The 17,567-nt window shown below is 60.1% G+C and carries 14 protein-coding genes and 1 riboswitch; of the genes, 8 read left to right on the top strand and 6 right to left on the bottom strand.

Annotated features, from left to right (window positions below; genetic code table 11):
• Window positions 1–15: 15 nt before the first annotated feature.
• Entirely contained in the window at window positions 16–1,485 is a 1,470-nt protein-coding gene (locus PUQ42_RS02535; RefSeq protein WP_273370666.1) for a DNA recombination protein RmuC, read from the bottom strand.
• Window positions 1,486–1,595: 110 nt separating this feature from the next.
• On the opposite strand from PUQ42_RS02535, the gene rpe reads away from it, so the two are divergent.
• The 5 genes from rpe to PUQ42_RS02560 all read left to right on the top strand — a co-directional run bounded on the left by rpe (window position 1,596) and on the right by PUQ42_RS02560 (window position 7,873).
• Window positions 1,596–2,246: a ribulose-phosphate 3-epimerase gene (gene rpe / locus PUQ42_RS02540; protein WP_273370668.1), complete on the top strand. Its 651-nt coding sequence runs from the start codon at window positions 1,596–1,598 to the stop codon at window positions 2,244–2,246.
• Between the two features lie 398 nt (window positions 2,247–2,644).
• Window positions 2,645–4,681, top strand: coding sequence for an ABC-F family ATP-binding cassette domain-containing protein (locus PUQ42_RS02545; protein WP_273370670.1), 2,037 nt, complete (start codon window positions 2,645–2,647; stop codon window positions 4,679–4,681).
• Window positions 4,674–5,405, top strand: a complete 732-nt coding sequence (gene rlmB, locus PUQ42_RS02550; RefSeq protein ID WP_087308905.1) for a 23S rRNA (guanosine(2251)-2'-O)-methyltransferase RlmB — start codon at window positions 4,674–4,676, stop codon at window positions 5,403–5,405. The genes PUQ42_RS02545 and rlmB overlap by 8 nt, the downstream gene beginning before the upstream one ends.
• 114 nt (window positions 5,406–5,519) lie before the next feature.
• On the top strand, window positions 5,520–7,247 hold the full coding sequence (locus tag PUQ42_RS02555; protein WP_273370671.1) for a DUF4153 domain-containing protein: 1,728 nt from the start codon (window positions 5,520–5,522) through the stop codon (window positions 7,245–7,247).
• 50 nt (window positions 7,248–7,297) lie between these two features.
• Window positions 7,298–7,873: a M48 family metallopeptidase gene (locus PUQ42_RS02560; protein ID WP_337956014.1), complete on the top strand. Its 576-nt coding sequence runs from the start codon at window positions 7,298–7,300 to the stop codon at window positions 7,871–7,873.
• Window positions 7,874–8,085: 212 nt separating this feature from the next.
• Here PUQ42_RS02560 and pgtP read toward each other — a convergent pair whose 3' ends face one another.
• A complete protein-coding gene (gene pgtP, locus PUQ42_RS02565; RefSeq protein WP_273370676.1) occupies window positions 8,086–9,474 on the bottom strand; it encodes a phosphoglycerate transporter protein PgtP in 1,389 nt (462 codons plus the stop codon).
• A gap of 225 nt (window positions 9,475–9,699) precedes the next feature.
• On the opposite strand from pgtP, the gene PUQ42_RS02570 reads away from it, so the two are divergent.
• Entirely contained in the window at window positions 9,700–10,494 is a 795-nt protein-coding gene (locus tag PUQ42_RS02570; RefSeq protein WP_087308916.1) for a DeoR/GlpR family DNA-binding transcription regulator, read from the top strand.
• Between the two features lie 162 nt (window positions 10,495–10,656).
• Here the strand turns inward: PUQ42_RS02570 and PUQ42_RS02575 are convergent, their stop codons facing one another.
• Window positions 10,657–11,421 (bottom strand): glycerophosphodiester phosphodiesterase family protein, encoded by a 765-nt coding sequence (locus PUQ42_RS02575; RefSeq protein ID WP_273370678.1) that lies wholly within the window; start codon window positions 11,419–11,421, stop codon window positions 10,657–10,659.
• Window positions 11,422–11,670: 249 nt separating this feature from the next.
• On the opposite strand from PUQ42_RS02575, the gene galK reads away from it, so the two are divergent.
• Window positions 11,671–12,801: a galactokinase gene (galK, locus tag PUQ42_RS02580; protein ID WP_273370692.1), complete on the top strand. Its 1,131-nt coding sequence runs from the start codon at window positions 11,671–11,673 to the stop codon at window positions 12,799–12,801.
• Between the two features lie 244 nt (window positions 12,802–13,045).
• Here galK and PUQ42_RS02585 read toward each other — a convergent pair whose 3' ends face one another.
• From PUQ42_RS02585 to fabD, 3 genes are all read right to left on the bottom strand, one after another.
• Window positions 13,046–13,576 (bottom strand): GNAT family N-acetyltransferase, encoded by a 531-nt coding sequence (locus PUQ42_RS02585; RefSeq protein WP_273370680.1) that lies wholly within the window; start codon window positions 13,574–13,576, stop codon window positions 13,046–13,048.
• Complete coding sequence (locus PUQ42_RS02590; protein WP_087403619.1) at window positions 13,573–14,805, bottom strand: ROK family transcriptional regulator; 1,233 nt, start codon at window positions 14,803–14,805, stop codon at window positions 13,573–13,575. The genes PUQ42_RS02585 and PUQ42_RS02590 overlap by 4 nt, the downstream gene beginning before the upstream one ends.
• A 170-nt stretch (window positions 14,806–14,975) precedes the next feature.
• Window positions 14,976–15,857, bottom strand: coding sequence for an ACP S-malonyltransferase (fabD, locus tag PUQ42_RS02595; RefSeq protein WP_273370684.1), 882 nt, complete (start codon window positions 15,855–15,857; stop codon window positions 14,976–14,978).
• A gap of 47 nt (window positions 15,858–15,904) precedes the next feature.
• Window positions 15,905–16,105, top strand: a riboswitch (cobalamin riboswitch).
• Between the two features lie 167 nt (window positions 16,106–16,272).
• Here fabD and PUQ42_RS02600 point away from each other — a divergent pair.
• On the top strand, window positions 16,273–17,379 hold the full coding sequence (locus PUQ42_RS02600; protein ID WP_273370685.1) for an Ig-like domain-containing protein: 1,107 nt from the start codon (window positions 16,273–16,275) through the stop codon (window positions 17,377–17,379).
• Window positions 17,380–17,567: the final 188 nt, after the last annotated feature.

Genomic DNA, 17,567 nt, shown 5'->3' on the forward strand with positions numbered 1-17,567 from the left:
GTCCTCCTCGGGCGGTTATTCGTTCGTGTCCTCCCTAGGCGGCAGGGCGCCGCTGTCCGACGGAGCGGCGTCTTGTCCGGTTTCCGGTTCGACGTCCTCGCTGCCGGCGAGTTCGAGCGTGCGGGCCGCGTGGTGGCGTTTGGTCTGCAGGCGGGCCGTCCGGCGCAGCCGTTCGCCCACGCGGATGATGTTGTCGTTGCCCGTGCAGAGCCGCTTGTAGGCATCCTCGTAGGCGTCGCGCGCCTTGCCGAGGGAGGCACCCACGTTTTCGAGCGATGCGGTGAAGGCCACCAGTTGTTCGTAGAGCTTCAGCCCGCAGGTGGCGATTTCACGTGTGTTCTTGTCCTGATCGTTGTATTTCCAGAGGTCGGCCACGAGTTTGAGCAGCGCGAAGAGGTTCGTCGGCGACGAAATGATCACCTTGCGGTCGTAGGCGTCGGACCAGATCTTCGGGTCGCTCTGCAGGGCGGCCAGAAAGGCCGGCTCGTTGGGGATGAACAGGATGACGAAATCGGGCAGGGTCTGTCGATTGTACATGCGGCTCAGATGCAGTTGATATTCTTTGGCTCCCAGCTCCTTGACGTGCTGCCGCACCGAGGCGACGTGGGCCGCCATGTATCGCTGGCGCTCCTCCTCGCTCTGGGCTGCGGTGTAGTTGACGAAGGCCGTGAGCGAGACCTTCGAGTCGATGATGATGTGTTTGCCCTCGGGCAGATGGAGCACCACGTCGGGACGCAGGTTGCGACCCTCCTCGTCCTTGAGGTTGTACTGCGTCTCGTAGTGGATGCCCTTCGAGAGCGACGAGCTGTCGAGAATCGTCTCCAGCAGCATCTCGCCCCAGTCACCCTGCACCTTCGAGTTGCCCTTCAGCGCATCGGTCAGATTGCGGGCATCGGCCGAGATGTGCTGGTTGAGCTCCATGAGGCGCTTGAGTTCGTTTTTCAGTTCGCCGCGCTGTTCGTTTTCGTGGGAGTAGATGCGCTCGACCCGTTCGCGGAATTCGGTGATGTTGTCGCGGAAGGGTTTGAGCAGGATGTCGAGCGACTCCTTGTTGGTCTGTTTGAACTCGCGCGACTGTTCGCCGAGAATCTCCGTGGCCAGATTCTTGAATTCCAGCCGGAAACGCTCCTCGAGTTTCTCGCGTTCCGTACGTTCGGCTTCGCGTTCTTCGGCATTTTTCGTCCGCAGGGCGGCGATTTCGGCCTCGGAGGAGGCGCGCAGGGCGGCCAGCGAGGTCTGCGTGCGGAGGTGCTCCTCGCGCAGGGTGCGCAGCTCGTTCTGAGCCTCGTCGCGGCTTTGCGTAAGTTGATTCCGGAGGGTTTCGGCGGCCGTCAGCCGTTGGCGCGCATCGGCCAGCGCCTCGTCCGAGGCAGCCTTCTCCCGGGCCAGCCGGGTGTTTTGGCGGTGTTGGCGGGAAAGAAGGACTCCGAGAACGGCGGCAAGCAGTCCGAGCAGGATGGCAAGAAAAAGCAGGGTGGAATTCATATCTACAAAGGTAGGATTTTCTGCGGAACTGCGGAAATTTTTCTATCTTTGTTTGAAAATGCGGCCGCGGGGAGGGAAGCCCTCCGCCGCGATCCCTGAAAAACGATTCCATGCAACGCATAGTAGCACCTTCGATGCTTTCGGCCGATTTCGGCCATCTGGACCGCGACACGCGGATGATCGACCGCAGCGCCGCCGAATGGGTTCATATCGACGTCATGGACGGCGTCTTCGTCCCGAACATCTCGTTCGGATTCCCCGTGCTGAAGGCCATCCGGAAGGCGACGTCGAAGTTCCTCGACGTGCATCTGATGATCGTCTCCCCGGAGCGGTATGTCGAACGTTTTGTCGAGGCGGGGGCCGATCTGGTCACTTTCCACCTGGAGGCGGCGGAGGATCCGGCGGCTTGTGCGGCGCTGATCCGCCGTGCCGGGGCGAAGGTCGGCGTCTCGATCAAACCCGCCACGCCGGTCGAGGCGCTGCGCGAGGTGCTGCCGGCGGTGGATCTGGTGCTGGTGATGAGTGTCGAGCCGGGATTCGGCGGGCAGTCCTTCATCGAGGGGTCGCTTGAGAAGATCCGCCGGCTGCGGGCACTGGTCCGCGAGCTGGGGCTCGATACCGTCATCGAGGTCGACGGCGGTATTTCGGCGGCGAATGCCCGCGAGGTTTTCGAGGCCGGGGCCGAGGTGTTGGTGGCCGGGAGTGCCGTCTTCAAGGCCGGGGACCCGGAGGCCGAGATCCGTCGGATTCTTGGGGCCTGACCGGAGTCTGACCGGGAGCGGGCTGGGGAGCGGGGACCGGAAGCGGAAACCCATCGCCAGACCGGTGCCGACCGGGGCAAAGGCCTGACCGGGAGCGGGTTGGGAGCGGGGGCCGACACTGATCGGATCACAGATCGAGACTAAAAGATGCCCGCAGGGGCTAAAATTGCCCGGGAACAGGGAATCACCGGGTGTCCGGGAGACGACGGATTCCGGAGTTCGGCGCCGACGCAAACCGATGAGGTCAGACGGGACGACGCATGCGTTGCTTGGCGGAATATTTGCCCGAAAAAGGGGAGCCCTGCAACTGTCGTTGCCGGAATTCCCGGAAAATCGTTACCTTTGCGGTGATTTGCGGAGCGGCTCCGTGCGGCTTCGCCCCAGATAGTGTGTAACGTATGATATCCATCGACAATCTGACCGTCAGTTACGGGGGCTGGACCCTCTTCGACCATATTTCATTTCTGATCAATCCGAAGGACCGCTTCGGTCTGGTGGGCAAGAACGGTGCGGGCAAGACCACGCTGCTGCGCATCATCACCGGCGAACAACAGCCCACGTCGGGTGCGGTGACCCTCAACGGCGACTGCACGATCGGCTACCTGCCGCAGACGATGCGTGTGGCCGATACCACGACCCTGGTCCAGGAGACGGCCAAGGCCTTCGAGGAGGTGCTGCGCCTCGAGGCCGAGATCGAGGATCTCACGCGCCAGATCACCGAACGCACCGACTACGAATCGCCCGCCTACGAACAGCTGCTGCACCGTCTGAACGACGCACAGGATCAGTACCATATCCTCGGCGGCGAGACGCGTGACGCCGACATCGAGAAGACGCTGCTCGGACTGGGATTCAAGCGTGAGGATTTCAACCGTGCGACGAGTGAGTTCTCGGGCGGCTGGCGCATGCGCATCGAGTTGGCCAAACTGCTGCTGCGGCGGCCGTCGATCTTCCTGCTGGACGAGCCTACGAACCACCTCGACATCGAGTCGATCCAGTGGCTCGAAGAGTACCTCAAAAACTACAACGGGGCGGTGCTGCTCATCTCGCACGACCGTGCCTTCCTGGACAACGTCACCAACCGTACGATCGAACTCTCGCTGGGCAAGATCACCGACTACAAGGTGTCCTATTCGAAATACGTCGTGCTGCGGGCCGAGCGCCGGGCGCAGCAGCTGGCCGCCTACGAGAATCAGCAGCGGATGATCGAGAAGACCGAGGAGTTCATCGAGAAGTTCCGCTACAAGCCCACGAAGTCGAACCAGGTGCAGTCGCGCATCAAACAGCTCGAACGTCTCGAGCGGCTCGAGATCGAGGACGAGGATCTGGCGACGCTCAACATCAAGTTCCCGCCCGCGCCGCGTTCGGGACAGATCGTTGCCGAGATCAACGACGTCGGCATGTCGTTCGGCGCGAAACACGTCTTCAGCGGGGCGAACTTCACCATCGAGAAGGGCGACCGCATCGCCTTTGTCGGGCGCAACGGTGAGGGTAAGACCACGATGGCCCGGATTCTGATTGGGCAGCTGACCCCGACCGAGGGGTCGGTCCGCATCGGCGCCAACGTCAACATCGGCTACTACGCCCAGAATCAGGACGACCTGATGGACGGCGAATTTACGGTCTACGACACGCTGGACCGGGTGGCCGTGGGCGACATCCGCACGCGGCTGCGCGACATCCTGGGGGCCTTCCTTTTCCGCGGCGAGGATATCGACAAGAAGGTCAAGGTCCTCTCGGGCGGCGAACGGGCGCGTCTGGCCATGGCCCGCATGATGCTCGAGCCGCGCAACCTGCTGGTGCTGGACGAGCCCACGAACCACATGGACATGCGCTCGAAGGATATCCTCAAAAATGCCATTCTGAAGTACGACGGCACGGTGGTTGTCGTTTCGCACGACCGTGAGTTCCTCGACGGTATGGTCGACAAGGTCTATGAATTCCGCGACGGCGGCGTCAAGGAGTATCTCGGGGGTATCTACTATTTTCTGGAAAAGCGCAAGCTGGAGTCGCTGCAGGAGCTTGAGCGGCGCGATACACCGGCCAAGGGAGCCAAGGGAACGCCGAAAACGACGCCGAAAGCTGCTCCGGCAGGTGCATCCGGTACGGGTGCGGCGTCAGAGGCGGCAAAGGGGGCAAGCGCCGCGGATGCGAAACCGGCGGCCCTCTCCGGCAAGGCCTCCTACGAACAGAAGAAAGAGCAGGAGAAGCTGCTGCGCAAACTGCGCAAGGCGGTCGAGACGATCGAGACGGAGCTGGGCGATCTGGAGAAGCAGATCGCCGCGTGGGATGCGAAATTCGCTGCGGCAACCGACTACAACGAGGCCGACTACAAGGCATACAACGATCTGAAGGCCCGCTACGACCACCAGATGCACGAGTGGGAGAAGGCCTCCTATGAATTGGAAATCACCGAAGAACAATACAATGGATAATCTGATTTTCGGGATCCGTCCCGTGGCCGAGGCGATCGAAGCCGGCCGGCAGATCGAAAAACTCTACATCCGCAAGGGGGCCGAGGGGCCGTTGATGCAGGAGTTCCGCGACTTGTGCATCCGCCACCGCATCCGCTGGCAGGAGGTGCCCGTCGAGAAGCTGAACCGCCTGACGCGCGGCAACCATCAGGGGGTCGTTGCTCAGACGGCCGCCATCGAGTATGTCGAACTGTCGGACATTCTCGAACGGGTTCCCGAGGATGAGACGCCGCTGGTGGTCCTCTTCGACGGGGTGACCGACGTACGCAACTTCGGGGCCATCGCTCGTTCGGCCGAGTGTGCCGGGGCCCACGGCCTCATCACGCCCCTGAAGAACTCCGCACCGGTCAATGCCGAGGCGATCCGTTCGTCGGCCGGGGCGCTGACGACGATTCCGGTCTGCCGCGTGGGGTCGGTCCGCAACACGCTCAAACAGCTGCAGGCGGAGGGTTTCCAGGTGGTCGCCGCCACCGAAAAGAGCCGCAAGCTGCTTTACGACGCCGACTTCCGCCGCCCGACCGTGCTGGTCATGGGGGCTGAGGATACGGGCATCTCGCGCGAGGTGCTCAAACTCTGCGACGAACAGCTGGCCATCCCGATGATCGGTCATATCGAGTCGCTGAACGTTTCGGCCGCAGCGGCCGTGATGTTGTTCGAGGTCGTACGTCAGCGCATCGGCGAGTAGACTACGGCCCGCCGTGAGCCGCGCCGTGTCGGGAGCCGTGATTTGCCGACGTTCGGCTGCGGACCGGTCGCCCCGTTGGGGGCCTCATTTCGTGCCATCATAAAAAACATAGCCATGAAATGGAATTTCCGTACCCGATTGAAGGAGCTCCGCGAGGGGCTTCAAACCGTTGTGCACCGTCATCCGTTGGAGCTGCTTCTGCTGCTGGCTCTCACCGTGACGCTGATCGTCAGCTATGAAACCAGGCACGAACCCCCTGTCGCGCGTCTGGTGGTGATGGAATGGGGCGCCCTGTTGCTGTTGGTGGTCAACCGGCTGGTCGGGCAGACCGTATGGCGCCGCATCTACTGGGTAGCATGGGTCCCGCTGGTGCCGTTGTACCTCTGGTCGGGGCTCGCCGGATGGCTGGACTCGGCGCAGGCGGTCATCACGCTGTTCATCCTCACGCCGTTGGCGCTGCTGGCCTCGCGCCGGGCCGCGGCAAACGACCGTTTCGTAGCCGACGCGCTGGTCTGTCTGCGGGCGGCGGTGCTGGCCATGCTCTTCGCCTATGTCGCCTACGGACTCTTCGAGGCGATCCTCTGGTCGGCGGCCTACATCTTCGGATTCGCCGAAGCCCGCTGGGTCATGCACCTGACGACGGATCTCTTTTTCGTCGTGCAGTTCTTCGCCGTCCCGGCCCTCTTCCTGATGATGCTCGACCGCTGGGAGGAGGCCCGCATGGGCTCGTCGCGCGTCCTGGAGGTGCTGATGAACGGAATCATCACGCCGGCCGTCGTCATCTATGCCGCCGTCCTCTACCTCTATCTGTTGAAGATCCTCGTGACGTGGTCGCTGCCCGAGGGCGGGGTGGCCTATCTGGTCTTCGGATTCACGATAGCGACCCTGTTGGTCAAGGCGCTGCGGCTGCCTCTGGCCAAACGCACCTTCGACTGGTTCTACGACCGTTTCAGCCTCGTGTCGCTGCCCATTCTCGTGCTGTTCTGGGTCGGGGTGGTGCGGCGTGTCGGTGAGTACGGACTGACCGTGCCGCGCATCTATCTTGTGGCCTGCGGCGTGGTGATGACCTTCTGCATCGGACTCTTTCTCTGGCGCCGTGCGGGGCGTTACCTCTGGGTGGTGCTCTTCGCCATGGCGGTCTTTGCCGCGGTGGCCTACATTCCGGCTCTGAAGCCCGAACGCATGGCCCTGCAGTCGCAGACGCGGCGCGTCGAACGCCTTGCCTCCGCGCTGGGGCGTCTCGACGAACGGGGACACCTCTCGCTCGCTCCCGTCGCGATGGCCGATACGGCCCGCCGCAAGGAGTTCCGCGAGCTGTATGAGGCGCTGCAGTATGTCGAACGCGACAGCGCCACGTTTGCCCGCTTCGGTCTTCGCTCCACGGACGACTGGGTGGCTACTCTTCCCGAGTCGATGCGCGACTACGTGCAGTGGGGGTGGACGCAGGTTGTTGCGGAGACCATCTCGCCATCCTCCTCCGTGGATGCCTATCTGCCCCACAACGCCCGGTTCGATATCGACGGTCGTTACACGCGCTGTTATGTCAATCTGTCCGTCTGGAATCCCGAGAGCTGCATCATCGAGAACGATACGCTGCGCTTCCGGGTCGGGGAGCGGCAGCCTGTCGTGGAGATTCCGTTGGCGGAACTGCTGCAAAAGCAGCTGTCGGCAAGCGGATTCGACCCTGCGGCGGGTGTGGCGCTGACCCGCGAACAGACGCTGCGGCTGTTGGATTATCGCGACGAACGGTGCCGGATCCTCTTCGAACAGCTTTCGGTAGAGCGTCGCGACTCGGTTGATGTCATTAACTCGCTCTCGGTGCATTCCCTGTGGTTGCGATGATCGGTTGGGGCCGGAAGAGCGGGGCGGCAGGGCGCGCCGGATGGGTTGAAATAACCGAGGTGATCGACCATCCGCGTCTGGGAGAGGTGACCCTTGCGCAGTCACCCCGGGCCCGGCGGGTTTCGATTCGCGTGCGGGCCACGGGAGCCGTGCGGCTCGCCTACCCCTTCGGGGTGTCGCGGCGGCGGGCGCTGGCGTTCCTCGACGAGAAGGCCGACTGGATTCTCGCCACCCGGGAGCGGCTGGCCCGCAGACGTGCCGCCCTGCCGCCGCAACTCCCGCCCGCGGAGCAGAAAACCCGCATCGAGGAGTTACGGCGGGCCGCCAAGGCGGATCTCCCGGGCCGCATGGCCCGCCTGACGGAGGCGACCGGCCTGCGCTGTGAGAAGCTCACGATCCGCGCTTCGCGCACGAAGTGGGGGAGTTGTTCGGGACAGAACCACATCTCGTTGAGCCTCTACCTGATGACGCTGCCCGAGGTGCTGCGGGATTTTGTCATCCTGCATGAGCTTTGCCATACGGTCCACCACAACCATTCGCCGCGTTTCCACGCTCTGCTCGACCGTCTGACCGGCGGCCGCGAGAAGGAACTCAGCCGTGAGTTGCGGCGCTATACGATCCTCTGATCCGCCGGTTCTTTCCACCGGCTCGGCCCTGTCTGTTTCTCCCTGCCAACTCCTGCCGGCTCCTTTCCGTTTGTCCTCTCGTCTCTTTCTTGCCGAGTTTCCCCGCCGATTCACCCCCCCCCAAAAAAAAGACGAAAAAGCCTCCCGACGCACCGTCGGGAGGCTTTCGCGTATCAGTCGGTTTGCCGGAGACGTGTTGTGCGGCGGCCGTGTCAGCGGTTTTTGTCGCGCTCTTTCTCCTTGCGGTAGGTGAAGGCCATGAAGAGAATGGCCAGCAGACAGGCGCCGATCAGCAGCACGAAGGTCCAGTCCCAGCCGGCCCGGTCGGCCACCGTTCCCAGCACGATGTTGGCCAGAATGGCCGTTCCGAGGAAGTATCCGAAGAATCCGGTCAATCCGGCTGCGGTCCCGGCGGCATTTTTCGGTGCCAGGTCGAGGGCCTGCACGCCGATGAGCATCACCGGGCCGTAGATGAAGAAGCCGATGGCGATGAGCGACATGGTGACGATGACATAGTTCGACGAGAACTGCCAGTAGAGGAAGATGAAGACCGCGACGATGGCCATGAAGAGGATCGTGGGCAGGGCGCGGCGTCCGTGGAAGAAGCGGTCGCTCATCCAGCCGCAGATTAGCGTTCCGGGAATGGCGGCGAACTCATAGGCGAAGTAGGCCCAGCCGGCCTGCTTGATGTCGTAGCCCTGGGCTTCGCGCAGATAGGTCGGGGCCCAGTCCAGACAGCCGTAGCGCACCATGTAGACGAAGGCGTTGGCGATGGCGATGAACCACAGCAGGCGGTTGTTCAGAACGTATTTGAAGAAGATCTCCCGGGTGGTGAGCACCTCCTCCTGCTTGGCACTGTAGTTTTTCGGGAAGTCGTTGCGCCACTTCTCCACGGAGGGCAGGCTGCACGACTGCGGCGTATCGCGGATCATGACGTAGGCCAGCAGGGCGATGAAGATGGCCACGACGGCCGGGAAGAGATAGGTGCCGATCAGGAAGTAGAGCTCCGACTGCGCGCCGTAGAACCACGACCCGAACCACAGCGCTCCGTAGACGGCCATCGGTCCGACGAGGGCTCCGCCGACGTTGTGGGCGCAGTTCCAGATGGACATCTTCGTGCCGCGTTCGTTCTGCGAGAACCAGTGGGTCATGACCCGTCCGCACGGGGGCCAGCCCATGCCGTTGAACCATCCGACCAGGAAGTTCAGAATGGCCATGATGATGATGGCGAGCTGTTTGTGCTCGGGACCGAGCAGCGTCACCGGGACGATCATGAACATCATCGAGAGGGCCGTGAGGATCAGTCCGAGCGGCAGGAAGACCCGCGCATTGCTGCGGTCGGAGACGCTGCCCATGAGGAATTTCGACAGGGCATAGGCCACGGCGTTCATCGACAGGACGATGCTCAGCTCGCTGGTGTCGAAGCCCAGGGCGGCCAACTCGGGAATGGCCATCGAGAAGTTTTTGCGGACGAGATAGAATCCCGCATAACCGATAAAGATGCCGATGAAGACCTGCAGACGCAGCTTGTGGTATTTGCGGTCGATCTGGTCGGCAGGCATTTCCGCCTTATAGGCAGGCGGTTGCAGCAGTTTCCACATGGTAGTTAAGGTTCGGGTGGCAGCGGGACGGGAAGTTCGGCCGCCGGGGTTATTTCGTTTCGCAACAAAAATACAAATGTTTTTCGCAATATCAAAACGAAGTGTCTTTTATTTTGAAATCATCCGGATGGTCTTCAACGTCAGTTGTATTGGCCGTTTTCTCGATTTTGTGCATGTTTTTCGGGATATTTTTTGTATATTGTCTCATAAAACAGACCATCACCCATGAATAAACCTGGTGAAGAACCCTTGTTGAGCCTGCCGGAGCGTCACAGCCGGATTCTGGCCCTTCTGCAGCAGAACGGATCGATTTCGGTGACCCAGCTCTCCGAACTCTTCCGCGTGTCGGAGGTGACCATCCGCAAGGACCTCTCCTATCTCGAGCAACAGAAGAAGCTCTATCGAACGCATGGCAGTGCCATTCTGATCAGCCCCTATATCAGCGATCGTCACGTCAATGAGAAGGAGAAGAAGAACGTGGCCGAGAAACGGGCCATCGGCGCCGCGGCCGCCGCGTTGATCTCCCCCGACGATTCGATCATCATCGCCTCGGGAACGACCATGGCCTTCCTGGCCCGGGAGATTCGTCCCAAGGGCCATTTGACGGTCATTACGGCCGCCGTGCCCGTGACGCGGATCCTCTCGCAGGAACCCGATGTCGACGTTATCCAGCTGGGCGGCATCACCCGCAGCAGTTCGGTTTCGGTGGTCGGGCCCTTTGCCGAGTCGATGCTGCGCAATTTCAACTGCAGCAAACTCTTCATCGGGGTCGACGGACTGGACCTCGAATTCGGACTGACGACCACCAACATGCTCGAGGCTTCGCTCAACAACGCCATGATTCAGGCGGCACAGAAGGTCGTTGTGCTGGCCGACAGTTCGAAGTTCGGGCGTCGGGGCTTCAGCAAGATCTGCGATCTGGAGGCCGTCGACCGGATCATCACCGACAGCGGCATTCAACCGCTCTATCTGGACCGGTTGCGTGAGCGCGGGGTGGAGGTGACGGTTGTGGAGCCTTGACGGTCGGGATTCCGGATTGTGGGGCCTTGAGACGGTCGCAATCCCGGGTTGTGGAGCCTTGACGGTCGGAATCCCGGGCGTCGGCCTTTGCCCGGCACAGGACGGACAGGATATGAAAAAGAGCGGCCGCATCAGCCGCTCTTATTTTGAATTCCGGTTGTTCTACTCCTTCAGCAGGGCCTGCAGCCGTTCGGGGTAGTTTGTCGTGATGTAGTCCACGCCCTGTTCGATGAAGTATTTCAGATCCTCTTCCGAGTCCACCGTCCAAACGTTGACCTCCAGCCCGAGGTCGTGGGCCTGCTTGATCCATTGGGGATTCCGGCGCAGCGCCCCCATTGAGTAGTCGATGCCGGCCAGCCCCAGCGCCTTGATGCTCTTGGGCGGCAGATCGCCGTTCAGGTAGTAGATTTTCGTATCGGGGAGCAGCTTCTTGAAGGCCAGACAGGCGTTGATCGAGAAGGCAATGATGTCGGTGCGCTCCAGCAGGTTGTGTTTGCGCAGCGCCTGGGCGATCTTCCGGGCGGCCAGATCCTCGCGGTTGAGGTCCGAAAGCGACTTCATCTCGAGAATCAGCCGAGTGTCGGGCTTCGAGGCGACCAGTTTGAGATAGGCGTCCAGCGTCGGGATGCGTTCACCGTTGGGCAGAACCACCTGCGTGATCAGGTTGGCCTTGTCGCGTTCCATGTCGATGTCGGTCCCCTTGTAGATGCGGTCGTGGTTGACGATCAGACGGTTGTCGGAGGTGAGCCAGACGTCGATCTCCGAACCGAAGACTCCGACCGAATCGGCTTTGCTGAACGAAGCCAGCGAATTCTGAGCCGAACCCGGGAGGGTCCAGTAGCCCCGGTGGGCAATGACTTTGGGTTGGGCTGCAGCGACGCCCCCGGCAAACAGCAGGGCGGCGGTCAGGGCAAGAGTTTTGAGCATATCGCAGAAAAGTTAAGGTTGGTGCTTTTGAAATGAAATATATACAAAGGTAACGAATATTTCCGGAATTACAAGTCGAAACCTGCTGTTCGCCGCTTTTTCACACCTTTGTCACTCTCCCCGGCTGTTGCTCCGTCTTCGGGTTGAATCTCGTTTATGATTATTTGGTAGGGGAAATATACGAAACTGCAGATTTTTTACTATCTTCGTACAATTCGAATCACTTAAAACTACGATAGAACCATGAGCATGAAAGAAAAAGTAAGCAGCAAGTTCAGCGAACTGTTCGGCGACGGAGCCATTCTCTTCACCTCGCCCGGACGTATCAACCTCATCGGCGAGCATACCGACTACAACGGAGGTTTCGTTTTCCCGGGAGCTGTCGACAAGGGGATCGTGGCCGCCATCCGCCTCAACGGAACGGACAAGGTGCGCGCCTTTGCCCTTGACCTGAACGAGCGCTCCGAATTCGGACTCCGCGAGGAGGACAAACCGGCCGAAAGCTGGGCTCACTATATCTTCGGCGTTTGCCGCGAGGTGCAGAAACGCGGCGGCGTAATCGGCGGTTTCGACACGGTGTTTGCCGGAGATGTGCCTCTGGGTGCCGGCATGTCGTCGTCGGCGGCTTTGGAGTCGACCTTCGCCTTTGCGCTGAACGACCTTTTCCACTGCGGCATCGACAAGTTCGAACTGGCCAAGATCGGCCAGGCTACCGAGCATAACTATTGCGGTGTGAACTGCGGCATCATGGACCAGTTTGCCTCGGTCTTCGGCAAGAAGGGCAATCTGATCCGTCTGGACTGCCGTTCGCTTGAGTATGCCTATTTCCCGTTCGATCCGAAGGATTACCGCCTCGTGCTGGTGGATTCGCGTGTGAAACACGAACTTGTGGGGTCGCCCTACAACGATCGCCGGGCTTCGTGCGAGCGGGTGGCCAAGGCCCTGGGGCAGGAGTTCCTGCGCGGTGCCACGATGGAGCAGCTTGATGCCATCAAGGGGCAGATCTCCGAAGAGGATTACAAGCGGGCCCGCTACGTGATCGGGGAGGAGCGTCGTGTGCTGGATGTCTGCGATGCGCTGGAGAAGGGCGACTACGAGACCGTAGGCAAACGCATGTACGAGACCCACTGGGGCATGTCGAAGGATTACGAAGTGTCGTGCGAAGAGCTGGATTTCCTGGTTGAGGTGGCCGAGGAGTGCGGTGTGACGGGTTCGCGCATCATGGGCGGCGGATTCGGCGGTTGCACGATCAATCTGGTGAAGAACTCGCTCTACGACCATTTCATCGCTACGGCCAAAGAGAAGTTTAATGCCAAGTACGGGCATGAACCGAAGATCTACGACGTGGTGATCTCCGACGGTTCGCGTCGCCTGGAGTAGTCCTGCGCCGTGTGGCAATGAAAAATCCCGACCTCACAAGGGTCGGGATTTTTTTGTCTCGCTGTATATCTGTCATCGGTTTCGGAACTCCATGTGCCGCTGTCGGCCGCGTCTGTTCCCGATTTTGTCGGCCGCGTCTGTTTCTGATGCTGTCGGCCGCGTCTGTTTCTGATGCTGTCGGCCGCATCCGCTCTGCCGTCGTCCGGGACCGCGAGTTCTGCCGCTCCACTTCCCCTCCCTCCGGTCAGTCGAGGATTTTCTGGAAGAGGATCTCATCGCGGTAGCCGTCGGGCGTCCAGAGCCAGTCGCGTTTCGTGCCAACCTCCCGGAATCCCAGTTTGCGGAAGAGTCCGAGGCTTGCCGCGTTGTCGGCTCCGACGTTGCACCACAACTGGTGCATCCGCAACCCCTCGCGTGCATAACGGCAGAATGTCTCTACGGCATCGGCTGCATACCCTCTGCCCCGTTGCTCTGCGTCGTAGATCAGGATTCCCAGTCCGGCGCGTCCGTGCAACGGGTCGTATTCGAACAGGTCGAGCGTCCCGATCGTGCGGGACCTCTCCGGTACCTCGATCATCAGGCGCAACTGACCCGAGCGGAAGAGATCTTCGCCCCGGAGTTGCCGCTCAACGAATTGCCGGATCTGTTCATGCGAGAAGGGTTCCGTGGTGCCGCTGACGGCCCAGACGTCCGGGTCGTTCTCCCACGTGTGGATCAGTTCGGCATCCTCGGGTTCGACGGCCCGCAGCCGGATCAGCTCCCCCTCGAGCGTCATCGCAGTCCGATGACCTTGTTGCGGATGAGCATGGCCACACCCCAGGCATTGGCGTTTTCGCTCATCTTCGAGACGCGGAACTTCGTATCCTTGTAGACCAGATTTAGCGAGTATTTGTTCGTGGCGGACTTCAGCGGCAGCATGATGTAATCGCCTGCCGCGGCGAGGTTTCCGCCGACGATCACCGTCTCGGGGTTGAACGTGTTGATGAGGAATGCCACGGCCTTGCCGACCTTCTCACCGGCCTCCTCGATGAGTTCGATCGAGAGGTTGTCGTCGTTTTTGGCGGCATTGATGATGTCGTCGATGTGGATGCTCTTCTGCTGGTCGTATTTCTCCTTGAGGATCGTGTTGACCCCCTTCTCGATCAGCTGGCACATTTTGTTCTCGATGGCGATACCCGAGACCTCGGTCTCGAGGCAGCCCTTTTTGCCGCACGAGCAGATGATCTCGTTGTCGAAGAAGGGGATGTGGCCGAATTCGCCGGCGAACCCGCTCTTGCCGTAGTAGAGTTGTCCGTCGACAACGATGCCGATGGCCACGCCCCGGCCCATGTGGAGGTAGAGGACGTTGCTTTCGTCCTTCGATTTGCCGCAGGTGTACTCGGCGTAGCAGCGGGCGCGGGTGTCGTTTTCGAGCAGCACGCGGATGCCGACCCGCTGTTCGATGATGTCACGCAGCGACTGCTCGCTCGAGGTGAAGTATTTGTAGCTGCGGCCCGTGGCAGGGTTGACGCGGCCGGTCATGCAGACGCCCAGTCCGAGGATCTTGCCGCGGTCGATGCCGCAGTTGGCGATGAAGTTTTCGATGTTCGAGCAGATGCGGTCGATGCACTGCGGGCGGTCGATGAGTTCGAACGTGAAGTCGTTCTCCTCCTTGATGATGTTGTTCTGCAGGTCGGTGATCAGGAAGCGCATGTTGTCGCGGCCGACGTTGACTCCGGCGAAGTAGATGGCCGAATTGGCCAGACCGAAGATGTTGGGACGGCGGCCTCCGGGGGTTTCGACTTTGCCCAGATCGGTGACGATGTTCTCCTCGACGAGCTCCTGAACCAGTTTGGTGATCGTGGGGACGCTGATGTGCAGCTCCTTGGTCAGCTCCGAGAGCGTACATTCGCCGTTGACGGCCATGTGCGCGATGATATTGCGCTTGATGATGCTGTTTTTGTGAGAAATGCCCTTCAGGGCCTCGTCTTCGTGTTTGTTGAAAAATTCGGTGAGTGATGTCATCCTTTCAGGCTGTTTTTTAGTAATTATGCAAATGTAATAAGAATATTTAAATAATGCAAAGTTTTTAATAAATTTAATAAAGTTTTCGCCTTTTGGGACAATAAAAAAATAACGACCTGAATTACAGGTCGTTATTTTCTTGTCTTGCGCGGATCTCAACCGCGGAGGCACTACAGCGTCGATTTCGACTCGACGGTGGCGTTGGCGTCGACCTTGCGGATCAGACCCTGGAGCACCGTGCCGGGGCCGAGTTCGGTGAACTCCGTCACGCCGTCGGCCAGCATGTTCTTGACGATGTAGGTCCAGCGCACGGGGGCCGTCAGCTGGGCGATCAGATTGGCCTTGATGGCGGCCGGATCGGTATAGGGTTTTGCGTCTACGTTCTGGTAGATCGGGCACGAGGGGGTCTGGAACGGAGCCTCGTGGATGGCCTTTTCGAGCTCCTGCTTGGCGGGCTCCATCAGCGGCGAGTGGAACGCACCGCCGACGGGCAGACGCAGGGCGCGGCGGGCGCCGGCAGCCTTGGCCTTCTCGCAGGCGGCCTCGACAGCCTCGACGGCTCCCGAGATTACCAACTGTCCCGGGCAGTTGTAGTTGGCGGCAACGACCACACCGTCGGTCGAAGCGCAGATCTCCTCGACGACCTTGTCCTCCAGACCGAGGATGGCAGCCATCGTACCGGGCTGAGCCTCGCAGGCGGCCTGCATGGCCATGGCACGTTTGGAGACGAGTTTCAGACCGTCCTCGAACGAAAGGGCTCCGGCAACGACCAGTGCCGAGAACTCGCCGAGCGAGTGTCCGGCAACGGCATCGGGTTTTACGCCGAGGGCCTTGGCCATGATCACCGAGTGGAGGAATACGGCCGGTTGGGTAACCTTGGTCTGTTTGAGCTCCTCGTCGGTTCCGGCGAACATGATGTCCGTGATGCGGAATCCAAGTATTTCGTTGGCTTTCTCGAAGAGTTCCTTTGCTTCGGGAACGTTGTCGTAGAGGTCCTTGCCCATCCCGACGGCCTGGGCGCCCTGGCCCGGGAACACGTAAGCGTGCTTCATGATTTCATGTTTTTTAGGTTTGCGGGGCAAAGATACGAATTTATTTTGTAACTTTGCACCGCAAAGGTTCACAAAGGGTCGGGCAGACCCGGCGTGATGAAAAGGGAATGCCGTGAAAATCGGCAGCAGTTCCCGCTGCTGTAAGTCCCGTAAGGAGGTTGCGACACGCTTTGGCCACTGGTCCCGCAGGACCGGGAAGGCGTTGCAACCGGGACGAGCCAGAAGACCTGCCTTGCACTTCCCGTCGGGGATTGAATCTTATCGGGGTGTATCTGCGGAGAACGGAACATCGTGCAAATCGGCTGAGGGGCGCAGGAAGCGTGTGTTTCAAGCTGTGTATGGATAGAGATTCGATTTCGGGGAGGTCCGGGATCGGATTTTTTATTTTATGCACATATTTAATTCACTCAACAACATGAAAAGAATTCTATTGGCATCGGCTGTCGCACTGATGGCTTCGATGGTCTTTGTCGGCTGTTCGGATGACGACAAGGAGGGAACTGCGCAGGTTCCGGCTACGGGTGTATCGTTGGATGTTACGGAGCAGACGCTTGATATCGGCCAGACGCTTCAGTTGACGGCAACCCCCGCTCCGGTCAATACGACGGATCGTGTGGTTTGGCGTTCCGACAAGGAGTCGGTCGCAACGGTTTCGGAAACGGGCTTGGTCAAGGCCGTGGCTGCGGGAACGGCAACCGTCGAGGCGGTATGCGGCACGGTTTCGGCTTCGTGTGTCGTACGGGTTATTGACCCCTATCAGGAGTATGATGTCATTTCGTTCGAGACGTCCGAAGGGTTGATAGATATCAAAGGCAAATTGCTCGTTCTGGGTGATGTCGAGGTGGTCGGAGGCGATGCGGCCGCGACCCACAAAAACGTCTTCTGGGGCAAGTCGTATGTTTCGTTCTACGGCCAGCAGGATCAGTCCGGCTCCACGTACATCGATCTTCCGCTCTTCGGCACGCCCGATGACAATGTCTGGTTCGGATCCTATTATTCGGATGGCGGCAGCTATAAGTGGGATACCTGGGCCGGTTTCGTGCTGTCGCAGAACTATAATACGACGGCGACCTCGCACGATTTCGCCAATCAATTCTCAGTTTATGCGGAATCGGGAGCCTGCTCGACCGAGACGTTTGCTGTGGCTTATTACAGTTACAGCAGCATGCCCGGCTACCTCCACACGACTCCCACGATCGAATTCATTTCACCCCGCAAGGTGGCATATCTCTACATGGCGCCCTCGACACTGCTGGATACCTACTACAAGTACGATTCCTCGGCGGTCAAGGATCGTACGTTCAGCTATCGGATCACCGGCTCGTTGGACAATGCCTCGACCGGCACGGTGGATGTGACGTTGGTGAAGAACGGCACGGTTGAAGCCGGTTGGGTCAAGGTGGATCTCTCCTCGCTGGGCAGTGTCGACAAACTGACGTTTACTCCGCAGGGCATTGATCCTTTGAAGGACTTTGATCCCGCCTATTTCTGTCTGGACCACATCGAACTGGTGAAGGAGTAGCGTCATCCGTTTGATTGCAAACGAAAACCCCGCGAGGCTTGATGCCTTGCGGGGTTTTTCTGTGGCTGGATGCTTCGGAGAGGAGCGTTTGGCTCCCTTCCGGAAGGAGGACCCCCCCCCTTAACTCCGGCTACTTCGAGATCAGATTGTCCTTCTCGATGTCCTTGAAATAGCGGTAGGTGGCTACG

It is taken from the genome of Alistipes megaguti (genome assembly GCF_944320325.1).
Taxonomy (GTDB): domain Bacteria; phylum Bacteroidota; class Bacteroidia; order Bacteroidales; family Rikenellaceae; genus Alistipes; species Alistipes megaguti.

What these genes read in the sequence shown, in the direction of transcription:
- PUQ42_RS02570 (WP_087308916.1), top strand. Translation starts at nt 9,700, where the DNA reads ATGAATAAACCTGGTGAAGAACCCTTGTTGAGCCTGCCGGAGCGTCAC.
- galK (WP_273370692.1), top strand. Translation starts at nt 11,671, where the DNA reads ATGAAAGAAAAAGTAAGCAGCAAGTTCAGCGAACTGTTCGGCGACGGA.
- pgtP (WP_273370676.1), bottom strand. Translation starts at nt 9,474, where the DNA reads ATGTGGAAACTGCTGCAACCGCCTGCCTATAAGGCGGAAATGCCTGCC.
- rlmB (WP_087308905.1), top strand. Translation starts at nt 4,674, where the DNA reads ATGGATAATCTGATTTTCGGGATCCGTCCCGTGGCCGAGGCGATCGAA.
- fabD (WP_273370684.1), bottom strand. Translation starts at nt 15,857, where the DNA reads ATGAAGCACGCTTACGTGTTCCCGGGCCAGGGCGCCCAGGCCGTCGGG.
- rpe (WP_273370668.1), top strand. Translation starts at nt 1,596, where the DNA reads ATGCAACGCATAGTAGCACCTTCGATGCTTTCGGCCGATTTCGGCCAT.
- PUQ42_RS02535 (WP_273370666.1), bottom strand. Translation starts at nt 1,485, where the DNA reads ATGAATTCCACCCTGCTTTTTCTTGCCATCCTGCTCGGACTGCTTGCC.
- PUQ42_RS02545 (WP_273370670.1), top strand. Translation starts at nt 2,645, where the DNA reads ATGATATCCATCGACAATCTGACCGTCAGTTACGGGGGCTGGACCCTC.
- PUQ42_RS02590 (WP_087403619.1), bottom strand. Translation starts at nt 14,805, where the DNA reads ATGACATCACTCACCGAATTTTTCAACAAACACGAAGACGAGGCCCTG.
- PUQ42_RS02600 (WP_273370685.1), top strand. Translation starts at nt 16,273, where the DNA reads ATGAAAAGAATTCTATTGGCATCGGCTGTCGCACTGATGGCTTCGATG.
- PUQ42_RS02585 (WP_273370680.1), bottom strand. Translation starts at nt 13,576, where the DNA reads ATGACGCTCGAGGGGGAGCTGATCCGGCTGCGGGCCGTCGAACCCGAG.
- PUQ42_RS02575 (WP_273370678.1), bottom strand. Translation starts at nt 11,421, where the DNA reads ATGCTCAAAACTCTTGCCCTGACCGCCGCCCTGCTGTTTGCCGGGGGC.
- PUQ42_RS02555 (WP_273370671.1), top strand. Translation starts at nt 5,520, where the DNA reads ATGAAATGGAATTTCCGTACCCGATTGAAGGAGCTCCGCGAGGGGCTT.